Here is a 25,285-nt window from a genome sequence, read left to right as displayed (position 1 = left end):
TGCCCCGCATTCCCCCCTGGAGCCCCCCATGGTCGAGTTCCTGACAGGAACCTTCCTCGCCACGCCGGTCTGGATGTGGCTTGTCTTCATCGCCGTCGTCGGCCTGCTTCTCGTGCTCGACCTCGGTGTCCTGCACCGCGAGGCGCGCGAGATCGAGGTGCGGGAGAGCCTGGTGCTCTCCGCCGTCTATATCGGCCTCGGCCTCGCCTTCGGCTTCTGGGTCTGGTGGAGCTTCGACAACCTCAAGCCCGAAGGCATCGGCCTGGCGGGGGCGGAGGCCGCGACGCTCTACTGGACCGGCTTCATCGTCGAGAAGACGCTGGCGGTGGACAATGTCTTCGTCATCGCGATGATCTTCACCTACTTCGCGGTGCCGCGGATCTACCAGCATCGCGTGCTGTTCTGGGGCATCCTCGGCGTCATCGTGCTGCGCGCGATCATGATCGGCCTCGGCGCCACCATCGTCTCCCGCTTCTCCTGGGTGCTCTATATCTTCGCCATCTTCCTGGTCTTCACCGGCATCAAGATGTGGGTGATGGCGGATGCGAAGCCCGACATCGCGTCCAACCCGCTGCTCCGCTTCATGCGCCGCCGCTTCAACGTGACGGATGCGCTGCATGGCGAGAAGTTCTGGGTGCGCCAGCCGCATCCCGCGACGGGCAAGGCCACCTGGTTCATGACGCCGCTCTTCCTGGCGCTGGTGCTGGTGGAGGTCGCGGACGTGATCTTCGCGGTGGACAGCGTGCCGGCGATCTTCGCCATCACGACCGACCCCTTCATCGTCTACACCTCCAACATCTTCGCCATCCTCGGCCTGCGCGCGCTCTACTTCGCCCTGGCCGCCATGGTGCACCGCTTCCACTACCTGAAGTACGCGCTGTCGGTGCTGCTGGTCTTCATCGGGTCGAAGATCTTCGTGGCGGACTTCGTGTTCCCCGAGACGGGCAAGTTCCCGCCTTCGCTGTCGCTGTCCATCACCTTCGCCATCCTCGCGGCCGGCATCGCCTGGTCGCTGTGGAAGACGCGGGGCGCGGCGGCGGCGCGATGAGGGGGCGGGCGCGGGCACCCCGGCGGTGCCCGCGCCCCCAGCGCTCAGCTGGCGCGCGCCCCCGTGGCGCGGACCACGGGAATCCACAGCGCGCGTTCCCGCGCGACATAGGCATCCACCTCCGCCGGCGTCATCGCCGCCGGCACGAAGCCGCCGAGTTCGCCGAGCCGCGCGCGCATCGCCGGCGCCTGCACCACCTCATTCACCAGCGCGTTCACGCGCGCCACCACCGCCTCCGGCGTCGCCGCCGGCAGCGCGATGGAATTCCAGGTGCCGGCGACGAAGCCATCGAGCCCGCCCTCCACCAGCGTCGGCAGATCCGGCGCCGCGGCCAGCCTTTCGGGGGAGGAGACGCCAAGCCCGCGCACCGCACCGCCGCGGATCTGCGGCAGCGCCGTGACCGCGATGTCGAACATGGCGGTGACGCGCCCACCCAGGATATCGCGCATCGCCTGGCTGCCCGCGGGATAGGGCAGGTGTTCCAGCCGCACACCGGCCCGGTCGGCGAAATGCAGGCCCATGATGTGCGTCGTGGTGCCCGCCGGGCCGCTGCCCATCACGAACTCGCCCGGCGCCGCCTTGGCGCGGGCGACGAAATCCGCCAGGTCCCGCGCCGGGTGGTCCGCCTTCACCACCAGCACGCCCGGCGATTCATTGATCATCGCCACGCCGCGCAGCGCCCGCGCGATGTCCACCGGCATCGGGTCGAACAGCGCGATGTTGTGCACGAGCTGGGAGGAGGTGCCGACCAGCCAGACATGCCCGTCCGGCGCCGCCCGCGCCACCGCCTCCGTCGCCCGCATGCCGGATGCCGCGGCCAGGTTCTCCACCAGGATCCGCTGGCCGATCCGCGGCTCCAGCGCATTCGCCACCAGCCGGGCGACGACATCCGCATTGCCGCCGGCGGCGGAGGCGACGACGAGCCGGATCGGCTGGCTCGGCCAGGCGGCGCCCTGCGCCCTCGCGCTTCGCCCCATCCAGGGCAAGGGCAGCGCCGAAAGGGCGGCAAGGGCCAGGGTGCGGCGTGACGGCATGAGGGGGACTCCCAGGGATGTGCTGGACGCGATATGAGCAGCACATGACTTTTTTGCAACTCATTCGCATTCGCGTGGCTGCTGCCGCGCCGGGCCTGGCGCTGGCCGCGATCGGCCTCGCCTGCCTGGCGGTCGCCCTCGGCCAGCCCTTCCGCCTGCCCTCGGGCCGGCCGGGGCCGGGCTTCGTGCCGGCGCTGATCGCCGGCGCCCTGGTGGCGCTCGGCCTGCTGCAGGCCGCGACGGCGCGCGGCGCCCCGCCGGCGGGCCGGGGCGGCGCCAGGGCGGGGGCGATGCTCTGCCTGGCGGTGGCGGGCTTCGCGCTGCTGCTGCCCTGGGTCGGTTTCCTGCCGGCCTCCTGGGCCGCGGGCAGCCTCGCCTTGGCCGCCGCGCCGGGGCTGCGGCTGCGCGCCATCCTGGCGGGCGGCGCGGCACTGGCCGTGGCCGCCACGGCGCTCTTCCTGGGCGCGCTTGGCCTCCCCACGCCCGTCATCGGCCTCCCGCGATGACGGAGGCGCTGGCGATGCTCTACGCGGGGCTTGGCCCCGCCCTGGAACCGGCCAACCTGCTGCTCTGCCTGGCGGGCGTGGCGCTCGGCACGCTGGTCGGCGTGCTACCCGGCCTCGGGCCCGTCGCGACCATCGCACTGCTGCTGCCCGTCACCTTCGCGCTGCCGCCGGCGGGCGCGCTCATCATGCTGGCCGGCATCTACTACGGCGCGCAGTACGGCTCCTCCACCACCGCCATCCTGCTGCGCGTGCCGGGCGAGGCCTCCGGCATCGTCACGGCGCAGGAGGGCCACCTGCTCGCCCGCGCCGGGCGGGCGGGGCCGGCGCTCGGCATCGCCGCCCTCGCCTCCCTCCTCGGCGGCCTGGTCGCGGCCGTAGTCCTGGCGCTGCTGCTGGCGCCGCTGGCGCGCTTCGCCATCGCCTTCGGCCCGGCGGAGACGGCGGCGCTGATGCTGCTGGGCGTGGCCGCCGCCGTCGCGCTCTCCCCCGCCCCGCTGCTCGCGGCCTGGGCGCTGGCGGCGCTCGGCGCGCTGCTCGGCCTGGTCGGCACCGATGTCGCCGGCGGGCGGCCGCGCTTCACCTTCGGCATCCCCGAACTCGCCGACGGCATCGGCTTCATCCCGCTCGCCATGGGCCTGTTCGGCGTGGCGGAGCTGATCCGCGCCCTCGAATCCGGCGGCGCCGCGCGGCGCACCCTGCCGGTCGGCTCCCCCTGGCCCGCGCGGCGGGAGGTCGCGGCCGCCACCGCCCCCGCCCTGCGCGGCAGCCTCATCGGCAGCGCCATCGGCCTGCTGCCCGGCGCCTCCACCCTGCTGGCGGCGCTGGCCGCGCAGGCGGCGGAGCGAGGCCTGTTCCGCCGCCGCGGCCGCTGGGGCCAGGGCGAGATGGCCGGCGTCGCGGCGCCGGAGGCCGCGAACAACGCCGCCGCCCAGACCTCCTTCGCGCCGCTGCTGGCCCTCGGCCTGCCCGCCAATGCGACCATGGCCGTGCTGGCGGGGGCGATGTTCCTGCAGGGCATCGCCCCCGGCCCCGCGGTGGTGGCGGAGCGGCCCGATCTGGTCGGCGCCATCATCCTGTCGATGCTGGTGGGCAATGCCATGCTGGTGGCCCTCAACCTGCCCTTCGTCGGGCTCTGGGCCGCGGTGCTGCGGCTGCCGCTGCGCCTGCTGGCCGCCATCGTCATCGTGCTGAGTTGCGGCGGCCTCTGGGCCAGTTCGGGCAGCGTCTTCGACCTCTGGCTGCTGCTCGGCTTCGCGCTGCTGGGATGGGCGCTGGCCCGCGCGCGGCTGGACCCGACCCCCTTGCTGATCGGCTTCACCCTGGCCGCCCCCTTCGAGGAAGCGCTGCGCCGCGCGCTGGTCCTGGCCCGGGGCGACTGGTCCGTCTTCCTGGCGGAGCCCGCCAGCGCCGCGCTGCTGGCCGCCGCCGCCACGGTCACCGCCCTGGCCGCCTGGATGCGGTGCCGCCCCGGTTGAAGCGCATCGTCGTTTTGTTATGTTATAACAATGCAGACCCCGGCCGCCTCACCGAACGACGTCACCGAACGCCCCCGCCTCTGGCGCCGCTTCAGCGGCGATGACTGGGCCGCCTTCGATGCGCTGCCACCGCGCCTCCGCCAGCGCCTGCAGGAACACAGCTATGATGGCTGGGCGGTGAATGCGCTGATGCTCTGGCGCCTGTTCCGCCGCCGCACCGGCAGCAGCGAGCGCGCCGAGCGCCGGCTGCTGAACCACATCGACCGCTGCGAGGCGCTGGAGCGCCAGGATTTCGCCGCCGCGCACGCGGCCCGCTGGGGCACGCCCCTGCCCCACCAGGCCGCCGGCGCCACGGTGCTCCGCTACGACGCCGCCTGCCCGCGGCGTCAGCGGCGGGCGGCGCGCCTCACTCCCACTCGATCGTGCCCGGCGGCTTGCTCGTGATGTCGTAGGTCACGCGGTTGATGCCCCGCACCTCGTTCACGATCCGGTTCGACACCCGGCTCAGGAACTCCATGCTGAAGGGATAGACATCGGCCGTCATGCCATCCGTGCTGGTCACGGCGCGCAGCGCGCAGGCCATGTCGTAGGTCCGGCCATCGCCCATCACGCCCACGGTCCGCACCGGCAGCAGCACCGCGAAGGCCTGCCAGATCGAATCATAGAGCCCCGCCGCGCGGATCTCCTCGAGGTAGATGACATCCACCTTCCGCAGCAGGTCCGCCTTCTCCCGCGTCACCTCGCCCGGGATGCGGATGGCGAGGCCCGGGCCCGGGAAGGGGTGGCGGCCCACGATCTCCTCCGGGATGCCAAGCTCGCGGCCCAGCACGCGGACCTCGTCCTTGAACAGCTCGCGCAGCGGCTCCACCAGCTTCATGCGCATGCCCTCGGGCAGGCCGCCGACATTGTGGTGGGACTTGATCGTCACCGAAGGCCCGCCGGTCGCCGACACGCTCTCGATCACGTCGGGATAGAGCGTCCCCTGCGCCAGGAAGTCGGCGCCGCCGACCTTGTTCTGCTCCTCCTCGAACACCTCGATGAACAGCCGCCCGATCGTCTTGCGCTTGATCTCGGGATCCGTGACGCCGCTCAGCTGGCCGAGGAACAGGTCGCTGGCGTCCCGGTGCACCAGCTTGATGTTGAAGCGGTCGCGGAAGGTGCTGACCACCTGCTGCGATTCGTTCGCCCGCATCAGCCCGTGGTCGACATAGATGCAGGTCAGCTGGTCGCCGATCGCCTCATGCAGCAGCACCGCCGCCACCGAGGAATCGACGCCGCCCGACAGCCCGCAGATCACGCGGCCGGTGCCGACCTGGGCGCGGATCTTCTCGATCATCTCGGCGCGGAAGGCGCCCATGGTCCAGTCGCCACGGCAGCCGCAGACGAGGTGCGTGAAGTTCCGCAGCAGTTGCGCGCCATGCGGCGTGTGCACGACTTCCGGATGGAACATGGTGCCGTAGTAGTGGCGCTCGTCATTGGCGATCAGCGCGAAGGGCGCACCCTCGCTCGAAGCGACCACCCGGAACCCCGGCGGCAGCTGCGTGATGCGGTCGCCATGCGACATCCACACCTGCTCGCGCGCCCCCTTCGCCCAGACACCCTGGGTGATGGCGCAGTCGCCGGTCACGTCGATGAAGGCGCGGCCGAATTCGCGGGCATGCCCGCCCTCCACCGTGCCGCCGAGCTGATGGGCCAGGGTCTGCTGCCCGTAGCAGATGCCGAGCACCGGCAGCCCCGATTCGAAGACATAGTCCGGGGCCCGGGGACTCTCCCCCTCCGTCACGCTGGCCGGCCCGCCGGAGAGGATGATGCCCTTGGGGTCGAAATCCCGGATGCGCTGTTCCGGCGCCGCGTTGAAGGGCCAGATCTCGCAATACACCCCGCTCTCGCGGAGCCGCCTGGCGATCAGCTGGGTCACCTGGCTCCCGAAATCGAGCACCAGGATGCGCTCATGCCGGGCGGGGATGTCGGGGAGGGTGTCGGTCTGCGTCATGGCGGGTCATGACCACAACCCCGGCGCGGGGGCAAGCGGGAAGGCGGGCTAACTGCCTTCCGGCGTCGTCAGGGTCGCCGCCAGCAGCACGTCGATGGGGTCCCAGACCATCGCCACCTGCTCCACCCCCTGACCCGCCACCCGGATCGATTCCCGCATCGCCATCCGCCCGCCGAGGTGCCGGTAGAAGAAGCGGCTCGGATTGTCCTCCAGCACCCAGGCCATGGCTGAATTGCAGCCGATGGCGCGCAGATGCGCCCCCATGGCCCGCATCAGCCGCCGCCCGACGGCGCGTTCCCGGAAATCATCCAGCACATAGAGCGTCTCGACCTCGCCCTCTGCCAGGCCACGCCGCCTGGCCCGCCCGCCGGAGGCGAAGCCCACCACCGGCGCCTCCCGCGGCGCGGGGCCGTCGCCCTCCGGCGCCGGCTGGTCGCCCCCGCCCGCGGTCGCGACGAAGACGGCATGCCCGTCCCGCCGGTCCAGGATGGCGCGCTGGTAGAAGGCGGCCATCCGCGCCTCCGACAGCCCCGCCAGGTAGCCATCGCCCAGGATGCCGGCATAGGCGCTGCGCCAGGCCGCCACATGCACCGCCGCGATCCCCGCGGCATCGCCCGGCCGGGCGCGGCGAATGCAGATCATCGGCGCTTCCCCGCCGCCCGCCCCATCAGGCCGCGCGCCGCTGCATCACGGCCGCGAAGAACCCATCCGTGCCATGCCGCGCCGGGGACAGGGCCATCGCATCCTCCTCCACCGGAGACGCCACGCCCGGCGCCAGCCCGGCCCAGAGCCCCGGTACCGGCACCGCCGCGAAGTCCGGATGCTCGCGCAGAAAGCGCTCGACCTGCAACTCATCCTCCTCCGGCAGCAGGGAACAGGTAGCGTAGACCAGCCTGCCGCCCGGCCGCACCAATTCCGCGGCATCCGCCAGGATGGCCGCCTGCTTCTCCACCAGCTCCGCCAGGTCGCGCGCATTGGTGCGGATGCGGGCATCCGGATTGCGCCGCCAGGTGCCGCTGCCCGTGCAGGGCGCATCCACCAGCACGCGGTCGAATTTTCTCGAGTTCCGCTTCCGCCACTTGTCGCCGGCGGCCAGCAGGTGCCGTTCCGCATTATGGACGCCGGCGCGGCGCAGGCGCTTCACCGCCCCCTCCAGCCGGGTCGCGGAGACATCGCAGGCGACGATGTGGCCCTTGTTGTCCATGGTGGCCGCGATCGCCAGCGTCTTGCCCGCCGCCCCCGCGCAGTAATCCACCACCCGCATCCCGGGCTTCGCATCCGTCAGCAGCGCGATGAGCTGGCTGCCCTCGTCCTGGATCTCGACCAGGCCCTCCAGATACGCGCGGGTCGCCCCCACCGGCCGCCGGTCCGGCACCCGCAGCCCCCAGGGCGAGAGCGGCGTCACCGTCGCCGGCACCCCCTCCCCGGTCAGCGCCGCCAGCACGACATCCCGCGTGCCCTTCAGCAGGTTGGCCCGCAGGTCGAGCGGCGCCGCCTCCTCCATCGCGGCGGCTTCGGCCGCCAGCCCCTCCCCGAACCGGGCCTTCAGCCCCGGCAGCGCCCAGTCCGGCAGGTTCAGCCGCGGCCCCTCCGGCATGTCGGGATGCACCAGGGGGCGCCCCTCCAGCTTCTTCAGCACCGCCAGCTCATGCTCCGTCAGCGGCCCGGCACAGAAGCGTTCGCCCGAATAGTTCTGGGCGATGCCGTCCAGCAGCCAGCCCTCCGCCACCAGCAGATGGCCGGCCACCAGCAGCCGAGCGCCCGGCCGCGCCTCCCCCACCTGCTCGAAATGCCAGGCGAGCCGCAGCCGCTGCCGGATCACCCCCCAGGCGCGGTCGGAGACGTTGCGCCGGTCGGAACTGCCGATGTAGCGGCGGGCCCGGAAGAAGTCGTTGGCGATGCCATCGGCCGGACGGCGCGGGGAGGCCTCCACGGCTGCGAGAAGGTCGATCGCGGCAGCAAGCCGCGCGGCGGGTGTCATGCGAAAATCCGATCAGGCAGTTCGGCGAGGGTCGTGATGCGCCCCTCCGCCAGGCGGTCCAGCCCGTATTCCTCGGGTTGGGGGGTGCGGTTCAGCCAGAGGACGCGGCAGCCGAAGCGCGCCGCCCCATAGGCATCCCAGGCATTGCCCGAAACGAAGACGATGTCACGCGGCGCGCAGGCGAAGCGCATGGCAGCCAGCGCATAGACGCGGGGCGCCGGCTTGTAGAGGCGCAGATCGTCCACCGACAGCACCGCATCCAGCAGCGGCGCCAGCCCAGCCGCCCCCGTCGCCGCCGCCAGCATCCCCGGCGACCCGTTGGACAGGATCGCCGTCGCCACCCCCCGCGCCCGCAGCGCCGCCAGCGCCGGTGCCGCATCCGGGAAGGCATCCAGTTCCCGGTAGGCCGCCAGCAGCGCGCCCCGCAGGCCGGGATCGGCGATCCCGTGCGTCGCCAGCGCCACATCCAGCGCGCGTTCGGTCAGCGTCTCGAAATCCTCGTAGTCGCCGGCCTGGGAGAAGATCCAGGAATACTCCAGCTGCTTCGCCCGCCACAGCGCGGACAGCGCCCAGGCCTGGTCGCCCAGCCCGGCGGCATGCCGGCCAACCGCCGCATGGACGTCGAGCAGCGTGCCATAGGCGTCGAAGACGCAGGCGCCGACCGGTTCGGGCCGGGGCGCCGGGGATGATGCCATGGGGGTCTGTTGTCCTTCCTCGATCCGATGGTCGCCCCGCCGGGCGGCGGCGGCAAGCACAACGGTGCCGGCCGCGCGCGATACGGCCGAACGCCACCCCTGGATCACCGCCCCCGATCACCAAGCCGCGATGTGTTTCAATCGGTTGCGCGCCCCTTGCGGCACGACCCCGGCCCGGGTTCAAGATGCGGAACGACGCGCATTCCAGCGCGCCGAAGAGGAAATGCAGATGCTGAGGACGATCGCCGCCGCCGGCGCAATGCTGGTCATGGCCACGGCCGGAGTGATGGCGCAGCAGAAGGGCGCCGCGCCCAACGCCACGCCGAACTGGCAGGCGCAGCCGCGCTACGCCACCGCCAACCTCCGCGCGGGCTTCGAGCCCGACCCGCACCAGGTGCAGGTGGAAGCCGGCGGCGACCGCGAAGCCACCGGCATCGGCCCCGACTGCGCCGGCTGGATCGACTTCTCCAAGCCCGACGTGGACCTCAACTACACCTCCGGCCAGTACCCCCTCTACATCTCTGTCGTCGCCAACGTCGACACCACGCTGGTCATCAACGACGCCTCCGGCCGCTGGATCTGCAACGACGATTTCGATGGCGTGAACCCCGGCATCGTCATCCAGAACCCGCAGAGCGGGAACTACAACATCTGGATCGGCACCTTCGAGCGCGGCGCGCCCCAGCGCGCGACGCTGCGCATCAGCGAAATCCCGCCCCAGCGCCGCTGACGCGACAAGGCAGGGGGAGCGCCGCTCCCCCTGGACCGGAAGCAAGGGGCGCCCGGATGCAACAGGGGCGGTAGCGGAGGGCATGGGCCTCCGCCATGATGCGCTTGGCAGCAGGAGGCTCCGGGCCAGCGCGCATGACAGGCAGCAATCGCCATCAGGGCCGGGTTGCCCCTTGCGCCGGCCGCATGCTGCTCCTGCTCGCGCCGCTCCTGGCCTGCGCGCCGCCCGCCCCGCCATCGACGATCGCGGAGGCGCCTGCCGCGCCGCCGCCCGAAGATCGCATCATGCTGCCCCCGGTCCTGCCCGGCCGCGGCGGCGCCGCGCGCATCCGGCTGCTGGATCTGTCGGAGGCGGTGCAACCCCCGCCACCCCTGCCGGTCGCACCCGCCTTCCCCGCCCTGGCCGCCACGGCGCCGTCGCCGCCGGAGCCCCCTGCCCCGGCCGCGCCGGCGGCTCGTGAGCCCGAACTGCCCGCTTCCGCCCTGCCGGAGCCGCCGGTCGCCCCCTCAGCCACGGCACCCGCCATCGCACCGCCCGAACTGACGCCCGTCATTGCCCTGGCGTCACCCCCGCCCCCACCGCCGCCGGAACCGACGCCCGCGCCGCAGGCGCTGTCCGCGAGGCAGGCCGAAGCCATCCCCGCACGGCCGGCCGAGCCTGCCCCCGCGCAGCACGCCGAGGCAGCGCCGACGCGGCTGTCCGAGCCGCCCCCGACGCCGCAACCCGACACGCCCCCCACGCGCCAGGCCGAGCCAGCCCCCACGCGCCAGGCCGAACCAGCCCCCACGCGCCAGGCCGAACCAGCCCCTACCCGCCAGCCCGAGCCAGCCCCCGCGCGGCTCGCCGCGACGCCCCGCCCTGAGGCGGCGCGCCCCTCGCCCGCCCTGCCAACCCGCCCGCAAGCCGGCCAATCCCCGCCCGTGCCCGCGGAACCAGCGCCATCCGCCGCCGCGCCACCGGACGCGCCAGCCCCGCCCATCATCCTCGCCACGCTGCCCGAACCGTCCGCGACCCGCCCGGCGCCCGCCACGCCATCCGGCCCGCGCGTCCAGATCGCCGCCGCGGGCAGCGAGGCCGAGGCGCAGCGCCACTGGGCCGGCTTCGCCACCCGCCTGCCGGACCTCGCCGCCGGCCGGACACCGGTCATCCTGCGGGTGGAGCGGGAGGCCGCCCCGCCGATCTTCCGCCTGCGCGTCGCCGGCTTCGCGAATCGGGAGGAGGCGGAGCGCTTCTGCGCCCGCCTGGCCGAACGCCAACTCCCCTGCTGGGTCAGCTTCTGAGGCCTCCCCGCCGAAAGCGCTGGCCTTCGCGCCTCCGTTCCGTCTATGTTCCGGATATCACGGTGCCGAGCCGCGCCCATCGCCCTGCGGGCCGGCCGCCCCGGCAGGCCACGAAAAACGCGACTAAAGGTGCATAAGTCGGCTAAACGGGCTAATCGGCTAAATTCGTAGTATTCAGCGAAAACAAGAGCTTGGCGAAAGGGCGCCGGATCGGCGCCCCCGCCCGACTCAGCCCTCCAGCCGGTAGTTCGGCGCTTCCCGCGTCACCGCCACGTCATGCACATGGCTCTCCCGCAGCCCCGCATTGGTGATGCGGCGGAAGCGGGCGTTCTTCTGCAGGTCGCCCACCGTGGCGCTGCCGGTGTAGCCCATCGCGGCGCGCAGCCCGCCGACCATCTGGTGGATCACCGTGCCGACCGGCCCCTTGTAGCCGACACGCCCCTCGACGCCCTCCGGCACCAGCTTCAGCTTGTCGGCGACCTCGGCCTGGAAATACCGGTCGGCCGAGCCGCGGGCCATCGCCCCCAGGCTGCCCATGCCACGGTAGGATTTGTACGACCGGCCCTGATAGAGAAAGACCTCGCCCGGAGCCTCGTCCGTCCCGGCGAAGACGCTGCCCATCATCACGCAGTCCGCGCCCGCCGCGATCGCCTTGGCGACGTCGCCCGAGGATCGGATGCCGCCATCGGCGATGCAGGGCACGCCCTTCTCGCGGCAGGCGATGGCGCTTTCCATCACCGCCGTCAGCTGCGGCACGCCGACGCCGGCCACGATGCGCGTGGTGCAGATGGAACCGGGGCCGATGCCGATCTTCACCGCATCCGCCCCCGCCTCGATCAGCGCCATGGCGCCTTCCGGCGTCGCCACGTTGCCCGCCACGATCTGCACGGAGTTCGACAGCTTCTTGATGCGCTCGATCGCGCGCAGCACGCCGCCGGAATGGCCATGGGCGGTATCGACGACGATGACATCGACCTCCGCCTCCACCAGCAGCTGGGCGCGGCGGTAGCCATCCTCGCCGACGCCCGTGGCGGCCGCGGCGCGCAGCCGCCCCATCGCGTCCTTCACCGCGTTCGGATTGGCCTGCGCCTTGTCCATGTCCTTGACGGTGACGAGGCCGACGCAGCGGAACTGGTCGTCCACCACCAGCAGCTTCTCGATCCGGTGCTTGTGCAGCAGCGCGCGGGCACGCTCCGGCGTCACATCGGCATCCGCCGTCACCAGGTTCTCCCGCGTCATCAGCTCATAGACGCGAAGGTTGGGGTCGGTGGCGAAGCGCACGTCGCGGTTGGTGATGATGCCGACCAGCCGCCCGCTGTCGCGCTCCACCACGGGAATGCCGCTGATGCGATGCGTCTCCTGCAGCGCGCGGACCTCGGCCAGGGTCTGGTCGGGGTGGATGGTCAACGGGTTCACCACCATGCCTGATTCGAACTTCTTCACCCGCCGCACCTGCGCGGCCTGCTCCTCGGGCGAGAGGTTCTTGTGGATCACGCCGATGCCGCCGGCCTGCGCCATGGCGATGGCCATCGGCCCTTCCGTGACCGTGTCCATCGCCGCGGCGACCAGCGGGATGTTGAGCGTGATCTCCCGCGTCAGCCGCGTGCGCGTGTCGGTCTCCGCCGGCAGGACGGTGGAATAGGCGGGCACCAGCAGCACGTCGTCGAAGGCATAGGCCTCCTCGAAGCGCGGCAGGGCCGGCATTGCTGAAACTGCTTCTGGGGAGCGCGCCATGGCGGGAGCCTCTTTCGATCCGCAACCTTGGCGGCCCCGCCTACACCGGAAGCGCCATGCGCGTCCAGGGTGATACGGTGACCTATGCATGACGCGGGCGCCAGGGGCGCGTCTCCCGCAGCAGCCGGGTGAACGCGGAAGCCCCATCGGCGTTGGGGGGCCGGACCGACACCCAGACCGAGGATAACGACGCGCCATGTCCGGCAGCCTGAATTTCAACCTCCCCGAGGATATCGAGGACGCGCTGACGGAGGCCGGCAACGATGTCGCCGATACCGTCACCGACATCATCGACCCGATCGAGCTCCCGCAGCCCGCGGACGTCATCGACACCGCCGCCATCGACGTCAGCGACCTGATCGATGAGATCGCGGACCTGCCGGCGCCGCAGGCCGTGGCCGATTTCTTCGCCAACCTCGACGATCTCAACTTCGCGCGGCTTGAGGGCCTGCTGGACCAGCTGCCGCCGGAATATCGCGGCCCCGATTCGACCGGTGAGGTCCCCACCGGGCTCTCCGACTTCCTCCAGCTCCAGGTCGAGATCGGCGCCGCGCTGACCGCGACCGCGCGCGTGGTCCACACCCTCGGCCCCGATGCCATCGCCATGCAGGTGCGCGGCTTCGACTTCGCCATCAACGAACAGTACAACGACAACGAATCCGGCTTCTCGGCCATCCGCGTGCTCCCTGCCGATGGCGGGCCGGTGGTCTTCGTGATCGATGGGCTCGAAGTCGGCTCCATCGCGGATACCGTCGCCGCCGTCGATCTCGGCGGCCTGCAGGTCCGCTCCGCGGCCTTCCAGGCGATGATCGCGGACGCGGTGGAAGCGCAGGTCACGCTCGGCCGCGGCGTTCAGTTCGTGGGCCCGAGCCTCGGCGGCGCGGTGGCGCAGGTCGCGGCCTATGAGGCGACGGAAGCGATGCTGGCGGCGGGCGTCTCCATCGCGCCGGGCGCGGTGCGGCTGCTGACGGTCGATCCGCTCGGCGGCCGCGATGCCGCGGAAAAGCTGAATGGCGGCAGCCTCGACCCCAATGTCCTGTCCTACATCAACGCCCTGAACATCCGCACGGAGGGTGACCTCATCACGCGCATCGGCTCCCACATCGGGGAGACGGTGTCGTTCCAGGCCGTGGATGCGAACGGCAACCCGATCGCGGTCACGGCCGCGGACGCGCATGTGAACGTCACCTCGCTGCTCCGCACGCTGCCGGACGCCACGCTCTACAATGCCGGCGTGCGCGGCGCGCCGGAGGAAGTCTCGGGCTTCGCCCTGGTGGCCAATGCGCTGGGCCAGACGATCGCCGATGGCTACCTCGCCAGCGGCGAGCGCGACGATCCCAATGCGCTGGTGGAACTGCAGGTCCCGGGCCAGGCGGAGCTGCTCAACAACAACACGCTCTACCGCCTGGATGCGGACAGCAACGGGACGCTCGACCTGGCGGTGCTGACCAGCCAGCCCGTCTCCCAGGCCGTGGCGGACCTTGTGCTATAGGAATTGTTGCTTCTAAAGCACGACATCCGATCAAGCTGATTCAGCTTGATCGGATAGTGCTTTAGCCGCGGAAGCCGGTCGCGACCACATAGAGCTCCGCGCTGTCCTTGCGGCTGGCGGGGGGCTTGGCGTGGCGCACCTGCGCGAAGTCCCGCTTCAGGGTCGCGAGGAACTCCTTCTCCGACCCGCCGGCGAAGACCTTGGTCACGAAGCCGCCGCCCGGCGCCAGCACGCGCCGGGCAAAATCCAGCGCAAGCTCCGCCAGCGCCATGATGCGCAGATGGTCGGTGGCATTGTGGCCCGTCGTGTTGGGCGCCATGTCGGACAGCACCAGGTCCGCCTGCCCGTCCAGCGCCGCCAGCACCGCATCCTCCGCCGCCTGCTCCTGGAAATCGCCCTCGATCAGGATCGCGCCGGGGATCGGATCGACCGGCAGCAGGTCGATTGCGACCACCTTCGCCTTCGCCCCGCCGCGCGCCAGCGAGACCTGCGTCCAGCCGCCTGGCGCAGCGCCCAGGTCCACGACCCGGCTGCCCGGCTTCAGCAGCCGGAACTTGTCATCCATCTGCTCCAGCTTGAAGGCCGCGCGGCTGCGCAGCCCCCGCGCCTTCGCTTCCTTGACGTAGGGGTCGTTCAGCTGCCGCTCCAGCCAGCGCTGGCTGCCGATGGTGCGGCCCTCCGCCGTGCGCAGCCGGGTCTTCAGCGCGCGGTCGGCCGGCTTGGCGCCGGGGCGGCTCTGCTGGCGGCCGGGAACGGAGGGGCTGGGCGGCTTGCCGCCGGGTGTCTTCGCCATGGGGGCGCAATAGGCCCTCAGGCCGTGCCATGCCAGCCACGGCCCGGTGCGCGGCGCGACGCGGCCATCCGGTCCGCCCGCATCAGGCGCAGCAGGATGCCCTCCCGCAGCCCCCGATCCGCCACCGTCAGCCGCGGCACGGGCCAGACGCGGCGGATGGCGGCATAGACGGCGCAGCCCGGCAGCACGAAGTCCACCCGGTCCGGGCCGACGCAGGGATGCGCCGCCAGTCCATCCCGCCCGAGGGCGAAGAGGTCGCCCAGCGCCTGGTCCGCGACGCAGGCCTCCAGCGTCTGCCCATCCACCAGCGGCCGCCGGTAGCGCGGCAGCGCCATGGCGACGCCGGCCAGGGTGGTCACGGTGCCGGAGGTGCCCATGAGGCGCACGCCACCGGCCCGGATCTCCTGCCCGATGCAATGCACCGCATCGAAGCCCCGGAGCCGTGCCGCCACCTCATCCACCACCGCGTGGAAGCCGGCTTCCGTGAAGCAGGAGGGTCCGCAGCGCTCCGAGAGCGTGACGACCCCGACGGGGACGGAGATGTAGCCGATCAGCTCCGGCCCCTGCCGGTCGGCATGGGTGCGGATCCAGGCGATCTCGGTGGAGCCTCCGCCGATGTCGAACAGCAGCGCCCGGCGGTCCTGCGGCTCCATCAGGGGCGCGCAGGATTCCATGGCGAGTTCCGCCTCCTCCCGCGGGGAGATGGTCCGCAGCCGGAGGCCGGTCTCGGCCTCCACCCGCGCGAGGAAGGCCGGCCCGTTGCGCGCGCGCCGGCAGGCTTCGGTCGCCACCGCCTGCAAGGCGCGGACGGGCCGCTTCGCCAGCTTGTCTGCGCAGGATCGCAGCGCCGCCAGCGCCCGGTCCATGGCGACGTCGGAGAGGTTGCCGGTGGCGCCGAGCCCCTCCCCCAGCCGGACGATCCGGCTGAAGCTGTCCACCACCCGGAAATTGCCGCCCGGCGCTGGCGTGCCGACCAGGAGCCGGCAGTTGTTGGTGCCGAGGTCGAGCGCCGCATAGGCCCGGGTCCCGCAGGAAGCCACGCCCTCCCGCGGGCGCAGCACCGCCCCTGCCGACGGCAAGGGGCCGCAGGCTTCAAGGGGTGGCGCGGCGTCGGCCGCGGGGTGCGCATCCTTCGTCATCATGGTCCGGGCGCCCGCCCTGGCCGAGGGTGGCGGCAGGCGGGCTGCCCGCATGATCCGGCGATGGCGCCCCGGGGGCAAGGCAATTCCGAGTCGCCGCCCCGCGGGGCGTGGGGCGGCGGCTAACCCGCCAGCGGATCAGGGACGATCTGGATGAAGAAGTTCCCGGGCAGAAGATCGGGCGCCCCATCCAGCCAGGCGACGGTGACGCCAGCGCCCTGGTCACCCTCGGCATACCAGGAGAGCAGGCCGGTCGCCCGGTTGTAGACGACCTGCGCCTCGTCACCCTCCGGCGCGCCGGTCAGCGTGATCCCGAAGGTGGCCACGCCCAGCGACCGGTCGATGAAGATGAACCGATCCTCCTCCGGGTTGAAATCCATGATCCGGTGCCGCGCGCCGAAATCGAAGAAGGCGAATTCGTCAGCCCCGGCGCCGCCCGAGACCGTATCCGTCCCGCCGTCCCGGGTATCGAGGATGATGGTGTCGTTGCCGGCGCCACCCTCGACCAGGTCGCTTCCCGCCGCACCGATCAGGACATCGCGCCCATCGCCACCCAGCAGCGTGTCCCGGCCCTCCTCACCATCCAGGAAATCCGCACCGCCAAGGCCGACGAGGCTGTCGGCCCCCTCCATGCCGGATATCGAATCAGCCCCCAGGCTGCCGAGTATCGTGTCGGTGCCGCTGCCACCGCCTGCAAGGCCTCCGTCATGGTCCGCCAGCAGGCCGAGCAGGTCCGACAGGCTGATGAAGTCCGCCCCCGCGCCACCGTGCAAGGAATCCGCGCCCAGGCTGCCGATCAGCGTATCCGCGCCTTCGTCGCCGGTGATGCCGTCGGCTCCGCCGGCGCCCCAGATCAGGTCCCGACCCAGACCACCGATGGCGAACCCGCCGGTGGTGATCGCGTCGGGGGCGATGTCATCATACAGGTAGATGCGGTCATCACCGCCCCCGCCAACCATGGTGTTTGCGCCCGCGCCGCCGAGCATGAGGTCGTTCCCCACGTCACCGTCGAACACATCGTCATCAGCACCGCCGAGGAGGGTATCGGCGCCTGCGCCGCCGCCCAGCGTGTCCCTCCCGTCACCGCCGATCACCAGGTCGGCATGATCTTCCCCGGCCAGGAAATCATCGCCGCCATAGCCCAGCAGCGTATCGGCGTGCCGACCGCCGATGGCTGAGTCGGCGCCACCGCTACCCCACACGAGGTCATCGCCATCGCCGCCACCGACAGCACCCCCCATCGTGTCGCCGGAAGGATCGCTGTCGTCGCTCAGGTAGAGGCGATCATTGCCGGCACCCCCGTTCAAAATGTCGTAGCCGCCATGCCCCATCAGCGTATCCGCACCACGGTCGCCAGACAGCGTGTCGCCACCGCCGCCACCCCAGGCGAGATCATCGCCGTCTCCGGTGACGACCAAACCCTCCATCGTGTCGCTGGAAGGGTCATTGTCATCGTTCAGGTAGAGACGATCATTGCCGGCACCGCCGGACAGCGTATCGGCGCCAGCGCCGCCCATCAGCACGTCATCATGCGCTTCGCCGGACAGGAAGTCGTCGCCACCATGCCCCAGCAGCGTATCCGCGCCACGGCCGCCCACGACTGTATCGCCACCGCCGCCACCCCACACAAGGTCATCGCCATCGCCGCCACCGGCAGTACCGCCCATCGTGTCGCCGACAGTATCGCTGGCATCGGTCAGGTAGAGGCGATCATTGCCGGCACCGCCGGACAGGATGTCGGAGCCACCATGCCCCAGCAGCGTGTCCGCGCCCGCTTCGCCCAGCAGGTAATCCGCGCCCTCCCCGCCTTCGAGCAGGTCGTCATCGGCCCCGCCGTGGATCTCGTCATCCCCCGCGTCGCCGGAGAGCGTGTCCGCACCCGCTTCGCCGAACAGGAGATCCGCGTCCTCTCCGCCGTCGAGCAGATCGTCACCGGCCCCGCCAACGAGTTCGTCATCCCCCGCATCACCGCGCAGCGTATCGGCGCCGCGTTCGCCAGCGATCAGGTCCTGGCCATCGCCGCCATGCAGATCGTCGTCGCCCGTGCCGCCCAGGATGGCGTCGTCGCCATGCTCGCCCTGCACGGTGTCATCGCCGTTGCCGCCGGAAAGCGCGTCATCGCCCTCGCCCCCGAACAGCGTATCGGCGCCGTTGCCACCGAACATCAGGTCATCGCCATCGCCACCCAGCAGCGAATCGTCCCCGTCCTGCCCGTACAGCGTGGCCGCGCCACTGAGGATTGCGATCAACGTATCGGCCCCGTGGCCCCCGAACATCAGGTCATCGCCATCGCCGCCCAGCAGCAAATCGTCCCCGTCCTGCCCGTTCAGCGTGGCCGCGCCGCTGAGGATTGAGACCAACGTATCGGCCCCGTGGCCGCCGAACAGCAGATCGTCGCCCGCCCCGGCTACCAGCCGATCGTTTCCGGCGCCACCGTGAAGCGTACTGGCCCCGTCGCCGCCCTGCAGCGTATCGTCACCCACGCTGCCGAGGAGGTAGTCGCCGTTGCCCAGGCCCTGGATCAAGTCATCGCCGCTGCCGCCGTAGAGGGTCTCCGCCTCCTCCGTGCCGATCAGCGTGTCAGCCAGCCGCGTACCGTAGAGTTGAAACATCGGGCTCTCCGTTAACTCGGCGGAAGGTATCGGTGCCCAGGCGCTTCGCAACGGCGTGATCGTGACGCGGCAATTGCGTCATGCCCGCGTAAACCTGTGAGATCATGGACATATCCGCGGATTGATCCGGCGCAGCGCGAGATCACAAACACGTCATGTCGACTGCCTGCCGGGCAGAGCGCGGCCTGCGCTGTCGTCCCGCCCGTCTCGATTTCCCAGGCGACGGGGTTTGCCGGGGGCTGTTGCCGAGCCCCGGCCGGCATGCTACCTCGCCGCCACGCCGCGAATGGCACGTCAGTGCCCCGCCGGTGGGGGATAGTTTAACGGTAGAACTCCCGACTCTGACTCGGGCAGTCTTGGTTCGAATCCAGGTCCCCCAGCCACACGCTTCCAACAAGCTGATTTCCCTAGCCTTTCCGGGCCGGCACAGCCCCCGGGAGGCGGCTTGTGCACTCAACGGTCCCACCATGGTCCCACCACCCCGCGACCCACATCGAGCGCCGGGGTTGCATGTATCGCTATCGGCGCCGACTTCCCGGCGAGACCCGAGGGCGCGAGGTCGTGGTAAGCCTCTGCACCCGCGCCTTCCGGGAGGCGGAGCATCGGGCGGCCCTGTTGGACCGGGAGTTTGACCGGGCGCTCGCGAGGGCGAGGGTGGACGTGGCGCAGGCTGGAAAGAAGACAGACCTCAACGCGATACTGCGGGGCTATCTGCGGGGCATTTTGGAAGGCGACGGGGCGGGCCGACCGCCCCTCTCCATGACCTCCCTGCGGGTCCTGGAGCACCAGCTTGCCAAGGCCCGGGAGGCGCTTGCCAACCGCGACTTCGGGCCGGTCGTCGGGGACCTGAATCGCCTCGCTGCCCTCCACGGCGTGCCGGCGGAGGACCGCTTCGGCCTCGGCATCGGCGTGCTTGAGGCCCGCGTTCACGCCCACCAAGCGGCCATCCGGCAGGTCATCGGCGACATGCCCGCCGTGTTCACCGAGCGGGACGAGCCGGCCAACGCACCAGCGGGTTTACGACCCCCTTCCCCATCCACGGAAGGCGTGGCGCCTGCCCCGACGCCGGAGCCATCGCCCGTTCCCACCGCCTCCGCGCTGGTGGAGCCGTTCTTCGTGCGGCGGGAGACGATTGACCGCCTCTCGCATCACGACATGAGCCAGGAGCGGACCACGCTGCGGCTGTTCATGGACGTGTGCGGCGACAAGCCGGTGAACGCCTACGGCCGAGGCGACGTGACGCGGTTCCTGGACATGCTGCGGCAGCTTCCCAAGACCTACGGCAAGTCAACGAAGGACCGCGACCGCAGAGCGGCGGACATCATCGCCGCCGCCCCCGCCGACGCGCCGCGACTGACAGACAAGACCGTCAAACGGCACCACACGGCCCTGACGCAGTTCCTTCGCTTCGCGGTGGATGGGGGACATCTAACAGTGGCGCAACACACGGAGCTGACGGCGAAGCACCGCTTTCGCGAGGAACAGAAGGCACGCGACCAGCGCGACACATGGACCCCGGAGGAGCTTCGCACGCTGTTCCGGTCGCCCGTGTGGACGGGATGCGCCGGGCCGAACCGAAGGTCGGAGCCGGGATCGCACATTATCCGAGATGCGCGGTTCTGGTTGCCAATCCTCGCCCTCTATCACGGCGCACGCCTTGAGGAGTTCGCAGACCTCTACAGGCGCGACGTATGGCATGACGAAGGAACCTGGGCGCTGCGCCTTGTCGAGACGAAGGATAACGGCGAGGCCGGGGATCGCTCACTCAAGAGCGAAGCCGCAACCCGCGTCATCCCGCTTCACGCGGAGCTAATCCGTCTTGGCTTCCTGGCCTATGTCGCCAAGACGGCGCCGAACCCAAATGATCCGCTGTTCCCCGACCTCGCGCCGCAGGGTAAGGATTGCAAGCGCGGGCCGCGCATTACGCGCTGGTTTGTCGAGTATCGCCGGGCCATCAAGGTCTTTCGGCCCGGAGTGGCGATGCACGCCTTCCGCCACAACGCCATCACGCGTCTGCGCGATACCATTACGGATCACCAGCAAGAGCGCCATGTTGACTTCCTCATGGGCCACGCGAGGCAGGGGAGCGAAGGCGCCGTGCGATACGACAAAGGGCCAGGGTTGAAGGCAGTTGCCGCGACGCTCGCGCTGTTAAGTTACCCGGAGGTGGACTTGTCGGGCCTCCATGTCGCAGGCGAGAGCGACGACAGAAGAGCCGCCTAGGCGGGCTAGAATTTGTTGCCGAATCGACTCAAGTGCAGTCAGACTACACCGTAAATTTTTTCTTGTAATATCATCAGGTTAGTCCGAGCGGCGGATTAGTCCGGACCTCCCCACAAGAGGAAGTTCGGAAGCTGCCGGCCTTCGCCCTGGATCGGTGCCGCCCGTTACGCCGGAGCAGATTATCCGGCCCCTCCCCACAGCAGAATCGGCGGGCGAATACCCGCCCACTCTGAACCCCAGTTTTGCCCTGGCAAGCGATGACGGCGGGGCGGATCGAAGCGCCACGCGCACACCTTCGCACGCCGCTTGGTCCGCCCCGGACGCCGCGCGTCCCGCCAGGGCTTCTTCGCGCTGTGTGCAGTCAACGTAAGACCCGCGCACGGCGCCCCTCATCCCCTGCCAAGATCATGGAACACGCAACCACCGACAGCACCACCACCACGTCCGCCGCGCCGTCAGCGCCCGCCGCGTGGCCCGACTACGCCGCCGTCAAGGCAGCTTTCGCAAATCGCGCCGCTGCCCTCAAGGTGGACATCGAGCTTCCCGCCAAGCGCCCTGTCAGGAAGCGCCGCGTGCCCTTCGGGAGCAGCGAAGCATGAGGCCGGTCACCATGCGGGTTGGGCGGCACCGCCGGCTGCCCGTGACTATCGAGCCCGTGGAGCCCATCGCGGGCCGCGACATTCCGATAGTCCGCATCACATTGCCGACTTATCCGCTACCAACGACCGCTACGATGCACGCCCCCGATTGGGATCGCATCGTCGCGATGTTCAACGGGGACCTTCCCGGCATCACGCCGAACGGCAACGGACGTAGCGCCAAAGGCTATTTCCGCACCACGCTGCCCCCAGGCATAGGCGAGCGAAAGGGCCAGATGGTCATGGTCTCGCATCTCGTCTTGGGACTAGATGAGATGGCAGACCGACAGGTGCAGTATCTCGACGGCAACCCGCTGAACCTTTGCCGCGACAACCTGAAGACCGATTGGCGTGGCGCCACCGCGCCCGACGCGGAGGACTAGGCCATGTTCTCCCCGACCGAGGCTGCCCCCATCAAGCTCGACATCGCTGACCTACACCGCGACCCGCGCAACCAGATCAGGCACGGCACCAACCGCGCCGTGGTGGATCGATACGCAACGGCGCTTCGGGCAGGCGTGGAACTGCCGCCCGTCCGGGTCGCCATGATCGAAGGCGTCCCGACGCTGGTCGACGGGTGGCACCGCGTCGCGGCGCACCAAGCCATCGGCGCAACGTCCGTCCCGGCGGTCATCGTCCAGGCCACCGCACGGGAAGCCCGTTGGCTTGCCGCCGAGGCCAACCTCGCCCACGGCCTGCCGCTCAAGCCGCGTGAAGTGCGGGACGCCTTCCGCGCCTTTATCAGAGCCCGCAAGCACCGCACGGCCGCGAGTGCCAGGCAGCCGTCTGGGCGGCTGTCCTATCGGGACATCGCGAAGGCCCTTGGCGGGCTCGTCACCCATCAGACTGTGAGCAACTGGATGCACAAGGACTTCCCCGACATCGCCCTGGAATACGGCGGCGAGGTCGGCACACCCGCCGAGGCCCCATCGCCCGATGACCCGGAAGCGGCCTTCGCCAGCGCCGCGCATGACGCCATACGGCAGGCCGTCGCGGCAGCCCGTGGGGTCCATGACCCGGACCGGCGCGGGGCCATCATCGAGGCCGCAGAGGCAGCCTTGCGGGAGCTTCACGAGGCCGCGCCGTGGAGGCCGTCAGAGTTTTGAGGTGGTAGCCGAAGACACCGCAGCGGGCCCCTAAGCGGCTGTCAAAACTAGACGCCTCTAGGCGACAAGCGTGGGCCCGGAGGGCGCTTAACCCCTTGGGAAAGAGCGATATTTTCTTGCCGATGGCCCGCCCGCTCGCCCCCTCTGAACGCGCAGCGTGCCCCGGGCATTTTGGGTCACGCCCCTGAACGGTCACCCGCCACCGCGAGCGCCGCGCATTCCCCCCGTAGGGGCCCGCCTCGCCCGCCGGGGCCGCCTTAAGAGGGACACCGTCGGCCCGATCCCACCCGACTCCTTCGCGCCACCACCGCCAGACCGTCGCCCGACGGCCCGCGCGGCGCCACCGCCGCGAGCAAGGCAAGCAAGGCAAGGCCCAAAGACCGGTTCACTTTGGGTATGCCTCAACGGAACTACTCTCCACGCCAGCTCACTCTCGATACTTGACCATCCAAAATGAACCAATAAAGTGTGAACCATTCTAAATGAACTGGAGGCTCCGACATCATGCCGACCCTCGCTCGCCTCTACCTCCGCGCATCCACCAGCGAACAAGACGCGACCCGCGCCCGGGCCGCCCTTGAGGCGTTCGCCGCAGAACGCGACCTGACCATCGCCGCGAGCTACGTGGAGAACGAAAGCGGCGCCTCGCTTCAACGGCCGGAGTTGTTCCGGCTCCTCGCCGACAGCCGCCCCGGGGACGTGCTGCTCATCGAACAGGTGGACCGCCTCTCACGGCTCACCGAAGCCGATTGGCGAAAGCTGCGGGCCGAGATGGAGGCGCGACAGGTGCGGGTAGTGGCGATGGACCTGCCCACGTCCTGGATGCTCGCCACCACCACCGATGACGGCTTCACGACCCGCATGTTCGCGGCTGTCAACGGCATGATGCTGGACGTTCTCGCCGCCGTCGCCCGCAAGGATTACGAGGACCGCCGCCGCCGGCAGGCCGACGGACAGGCGAAGGCCAAGGCTGCGGGCCTCTACAAGGGCCGCCAGGAGGACACGCAGCGGAACACCGCCATCGCCTCCATGCTGGCGAAGGGGCTTTCGTGGTCGCAGGTGCAGGCCGCCACCGGATGCAGTCGCGCCACGGTCGCTAAGATCGCCAAGCGAGTTGCGGTCACTGCGAAGGAGACGGCCGGATGAGCACGGCCAAGACCCGCAAGCGAGCGCGTTGGAGGTCAGGTCTTTCGGCCGCCGCCCCTATATGGCGCCCGGCCAAAGCGGCTGCCCCGGAGCCACGACAGATCGCCATACGGCGCTGGCGGCGTCTTTGTGCGCTGCCGGGGTGCGACAGCGTATTCAGTGGCCGCGCCATCACGTGTGATCTGTTCAAGCTGACGCCGAAACTCGTGAACGTCACCAAAGTAGTTTGGATACGCCGCCTTCAGATTTTCGATCTTGTCCACCTCCACCAGCACAACCGTCTGGCTATTAGCGCCCTTTCGACTGTCCAGAACTTCGGCGTTGTCGTATGACTTCGCCGCCTCTTTCGCGATGTTGTGAGGCTCGACGCTGGCTCTCTGGCTGGCGTGGTCGAAGCGGATCAGGAAGTGCGTCGGCCTGTAAGCGGGGCCAAGCGGAATATCTGTTCCGTGCATGCCAATTCGGATCTGATCCAACAGCCTAAGAGCATCTAGCTCGGCTTCAAGGCGCCTAATTTCAGCTACCCTCTCGTGTTTCTGGAGCGCGCCCGGAGGAAGTGGCGAAGCCTCTGCTTCGGCAAATTCGGCTGAAATCAGGGCGAATAGGCGGAGCCAGTCTAGGCTTCCCTGGTGGTTCTTCAGACTCTCGCCCCGAAACAAGCCGACGGCTTCAACAGTGGTGGCCCACGCATGCTGTAACTTTGTTCTGATCTGCAACTCGATGCGCCGGCCCTCAAATTTTTCTTCAATGCTGTTCTTTGCAGTGAATTTTAGGATGAGATGGTGGCTGCGGTATCCGTCATCCTTGGGCGCGGCAATATAATTATCTTCATGTCTGACTTCGTGCCGGATGCCAACGCGGATTGCGTCATGAAGCGCATGGACGCTCCTGATATCGGGCATTATGGCCCGGCACCCACCGAGGTCTTGTAGCTGGGCAAGATTCCACTTCTTGCGCAGCAGCTTCCCGCGGATTGCAGGCATGCGCTTGAGGCGAGCGCCCGTTAGGCCGTCAAGTCCAGCCTCCTTCATGTGATGGATGACCGAGTGGCGGATGCTCCGCATCGGAAATGCATGAGAGTCACGCCAACTGTGCGCGACAAGGAACGCTCGCCGGATAACTTCCTCGGTTTCTGGCGACCACGACAGCCCGCTGGCAATCACTTCGCCCGCTCGGGCGACCTCCCTTTTGCTGTAGTTGGGGGCGGAGTTGGGCAACACGTCGCGATCATCCGCAGTTTCACCCTTAGCCCGGTCGGTAGCGACGGTCGCAGCGAACTCAGGCAGTAGGGCTCTCAAGGCTTAGTCTAGCGCCTCCAACGCGATTCGGGCGCATCAACCGCAACAATAAGAAAAACATCCTTTCATGCGTTAATCAGATGCATTGTTGTGCGAAGGCGATGGGCAGTATCGCCCATAAAGGGCCTGAGAGCGGTCCCGCACCCCGGCCACCGCCGAGTGTCCTGCGGACAGGGTGGAATGAACACTCCAAGGGACAATGGGCCTGCCCCGGTGTGTCGCGAGGTAACGGCAAGCGCCTTCGCTTGCCCCCTTGCCGACGCAGCCGCGACGGTCCCACCATGGTCCCACCATCCACTCCGCCGGCCCTGTCAGGGCTTAGGGATCAACAGGTTGGAAGCCAGTGACGCTGCGGGTCCAGG

At 69.9% G+C, this 25,285-nt stretch carries 21 protein-coding genes and 1 tRNA gene; 12 read left to right on the top strand and 10 right to left on the bottom strand.

The features are described 5' to 3' along the window. The first annotated feature begins 28 nt into the window (after window positions 1-28). The gene (locus tag G3576_RS10430; RefSeq protein ID WP_164694320.1) at window positions 29-1,048 is read left to right on the top strand and encodes a TerC family protein; all 1,020 of its coding nucleotides are present in this window, start codon (window positions 29-31) and stop codon (window positions 1,046-1,048) included. Between the two features lie 44 nt (window positions 1,049-1,092). On the opposite strand, the gene G3576_RS10425 is transcribed toward G3576_RS10430, so the two are convergent. Then, the gene (locus G3576_RS10425; RefSeq protein WP_164694319.1) at window positions 1,093-2,082 is read right to left on the bottom strand and encodes a Bug family tripartite tricarboxylate transporter substrate binding protein; all 990 of its coding nucleotides are present in this window, start codon (window positions 2,080-2,082) and stop codon (window positions 1,093-1,095) included. A 44-nt stretch (window positions 2,083-2,126) separates the two neighbouring features. On the opposite strand from G3576_RS10425, the gene G3576_RS10420 reads away from it, so the two are divergent. Genes G3576_RS10420 through G3576_RS10410 form a run of 3 tightly spaced genes read left to right on the top strand, consistent with a single transcriptional unit; the run spans window position 2,127 to window position 4,507 of the window. Continuing rightward, the gene (locus G3576_RS10420; protein WP_164694318.1) at window positions 2,127-2,588 is read left to right on the top strand and encodes a tripartite tricarboxylate transporter TctB family protein; all 462 of its coding nucleotides are present in this window, start codon (window positions 2,127-2,129) and stop codon (window positions 2,586-2,588) included. After that, window positions 2,585-4,063 carry a tripartite tricarboxylate transporter permease gene (locus G3576_RS10415; protein WP_164694317.1) on the top strand — a complete coding sequence of 493 codons (1,479 nt, stop codon included), beginning with the start codon at window positions 2,585-2,587 and terminating at the stop codon, window positions 4,061-4,063. Before G3576_RS10420 ends, G3576_RS10415 begins: the two co-directional genes overlap by 4 nt. Window positions 4,064-4,093: 30 nt before the next feature. Then, window positions 4,094-4,507 carry a DUF6525 family protein gene (locus G3576_RS10410; protein ID WP_235951719.1) on the top strand — a complete coding sequence of 138 codons (414 nt, stop codon included), beginning with the start codon at window positions 4,094-4,096 and terminating at the stop codon, window positions 4,505-4,507. Here the strand turns inward: G3576_RS10410 and guaA are convergent. The 4 genes from guaA to G3576_RS10390 are packed head-to-tail and all read right to left on the bottom strand — an operon-like array spanning window position 4,470 to window position 8,732. Beyond that, window positions 4,470-6,056, bottom strand: a complete 1,587-nt coding sequence (gene guaA / locus G3576_RS10405; protein WP_164694316.1) for a glutamine-hydrolyzing GMP synthase — start codon at window positions 6,054-6,056, stop codon at window positions 4,470-4,472. The genes G3576_RS10410 and guaA overlap by 38 nt on opposite strands. 48 nt (window positions 6,057-6,104) lie before the next feature. Continuing rightward, window positions 6,105-6,698 (bottom strand): GNAT family N-acetyltransferase, encoded by a 594-nt coding sequence (locus tag G3576_RS10400; protein WP_164694315.1) that lies wholly within the window; start codon window positions 6,696-6,698, stop codon window positions 6,105-6,107. 25 nt (window positions 6,699-6,723) lie between these two features. After that, window positions 6,724-8,037 (bottom strand): RsmB/NOP family class I SAM-dependent RNA methyltransferase, encoded by a 1,314-nt coding sequence (locus G3576_RS10395; RefSeq protein ID WP_164694314.1) that lies wholly within the window; start codon window positions 8,035-8,037, stop codon window positions 6,724-6,726. Further along, a complete protein-coding gene (locus G3576_RS10390; RefSeq protein ID WP_164694313.1) occupies window positions 8,034-8,732 on the bottom strand; it encodes a haloacid dehalogenase type II in 699 nt (232 codons plus the stop codon). The genes G3576_RS10395 and G3576_RS10390 overlap by 4 nt, the downstream gene beginning before the upstream one ends. Before the next feature lie 229 nt (window positions 8,733-8,961). Between G3576_RS10390 and G3576_RS10385 the strand changes: the two genes are divergently transcribed. Together G3576_RS10385 and G3576_RS31250 are read left to right on the top strand one after the other, a co-directional pair. Then, window positions 8,962-9,462, top strand: coding sequence for a peptidase S1 (locus tag G3576_RS10385; RefSeq protein WP_164694312.1), 501 nt, complete (start codon window positions 8,962-8,964; stop codon window positions 9,460-9,462). A 185-nt stretch (window positions 9,463-9,647) separates the two neighbouring features. Beyond that, window positions 9,648-10,742, top strand: a complete 1,095-nt coding sequence (locus G3576_RS31250) for an SPOR domain-containing protein (RefSeq protein ID WP_207622749.1) — start codon at window positions 9,648-9,650, stop codon at window positions 10,740-10,742. A 228-nt stretch (window positions 10,743-10,970) separates the two neighbouring features. Here G3576_RS31250 and guaB read toward each other — a convergent pair whose 3' ends face one another. Next, window positions 10,971-12,446: an IMP dehydrogenase gene (guaB, locus tag G3576_RS10375; RefSeq protein WP_164694311.1), complete on the bottom strand. Its 1,476-nt coding sequence runs from the start codon at window positions 12,444-12,446 to the stop codon at window positions 10,971-10,973. A 226-nt stretch (window positions 12,447-12,672) separates the two neighbouring features. On the opposite strand from guaB, the gene G3576_RS10370 reads away from it, so the two are divergent. Continuing rightward, on the top strand, window positions 12,673-13,968 hold the full coding sequence (locus G3576_RS10370; RefSeq protein WP_164694310.1) for a hypothetical protein: 1,296 nt from the start codon (window positions 12,673-12,675) through the stop codon (window positions 13,966-13,968). 61 nt (window positions 13,969-14,029) lie between these two features. On the opposite strand, the gene G3576_RS10365 is transcribed toward G3576_RS10370, so the two are convergent. The 3 genes from G3576_RS10365 to G3576_RS10355 form a co-directional block, all read right to left on the bottom strand. Then, window positions 14,030-14,761, bottom strand: coding sequence for an RlmE family RNA methyltransferase (locus G3576_RS10365; protein ID WP_164694309.1), 732 nt, complete (start codon window positions 14,759-14,761; stop codon window positions 14,030-14,032). Between the two features lie 17 nt (window positions 14,762-14,778). Continuing rightward, the gene (locus G3576_RS10360; protein ID WP_235951717.1) at window positions 14,779-15,903 is read right to left on the bottom strand and encodes a Ppx/GppA phosphatase family protein; all 1,125 of its coding nucleotides are present in this window, start codon (window positions 15,901-15,903) and stop codon (window positions 14,779-14,781) included. A gap of 119 nt (window positions 15,904-16,022) precedes the next feature. Further along, window positions 16,023-18,563 carry a calcium-binding protein gene (locus G3576_RS10355; protein ID WP_164694308.1) on the bottom strand — a complete coding sequence of 847 codons (2,541 nt, stop codon included), beginning with the start codon at window positions 18,561-18,563 and terminating at the stop codon, window positions 16,023-16,025. Between the two features lie 258 nt (window positions 18,564-18,821). Between G3576_RS10355 and G3576_RS10350 the strand changes: the two genes are divergently transcribed. The 5 genes from G3576_RS10350 (at window position 18,822) to G3576_RS10330 (ending at window position 23,625) form a co-directional block, all read left to right on the top strand. Then, a tRNA-Gln gene (locus G3576_RS10350) sits at window positions 18,822-18,895 on the top strand. Window positions 18,896-18,959: 64 nt separating this feature from the next. Then, on the top strand, window positions 18,960-20,735 hold the full coding sequence (locus tag G3576_RS10345; protein ID WP_328728835.1) for a site-specific integrase: 1,776 nt from the start codon (window positions 18,960-18,962) through the stop codon (window positions 20,733-20,735). A 595-nt stretch (window positions 20,736-21,330) separates the two neighbouring features. Continuing rightward, entirely contained in the window at window positions 21,331-21,756 is a 426-nt protein-coding gene (locus G3576_RS10340; RefSeq protein WP_164694306.1) for a hypothetical protein, read from the top strand. Between the two features lie 3 nt (window positions 21,757-21,759). After that, complete coding sequence (locus G3576_RS10335) at window positions 21,760-22,479, top strand: ParB/RepB/Spo0J family partition protein (RefSeq protein WP_164694305.1); 720 nt, start codon at window positions 21,760-21,762, stop codon at window positions 22,477-22,479. A 504-nt stretch (window positions 22,480-22,983) separates the two neighbouring features. Further along, complete coding sequence (locus G3576_RS10330) at window positions 22,984-23,625, top strand: recombinase family protein (protein WP_164694304.1); 642 nt, start codon at window positions 22,984-22,986, stop codon at window positions 23,623-23,625. Window positions 23,626-23,660: 35 nt separating this feature from the next. Here G3576_RS10330 and G3576_RS10325 read toward each other — a convergent pair whose 3' ends face one another. After that, window positions 23,661-24,842 (bottom strand): RelA/SpoT domain-containing protein, encoded by a 1,182-nt coding sequence (locus G3576_RS10325; protein ID WP_164694303.1) that lies wholly within the window; start codon window positions 24,840-24,842, stop codon window positions 23,661-23,663. Window positions 24,843-25,285 lie beyond the last annotated feature (443 nt).

This window comes from Falsiroseomonas algicola (assembly GCF_011040385.1).
GTDB classification, from domain to species: Bacteria; Pseudomonadota; Alphaproteobacteria; order Acetobacterales; family Acetobacteraceae; genus Falsiroseomonas; species Falsiroseomonas algicola.
Note: the sequence above shows the minus strand (reverse complement) of the source record. Positions and strands in the feature narration are given on the sequence as shown.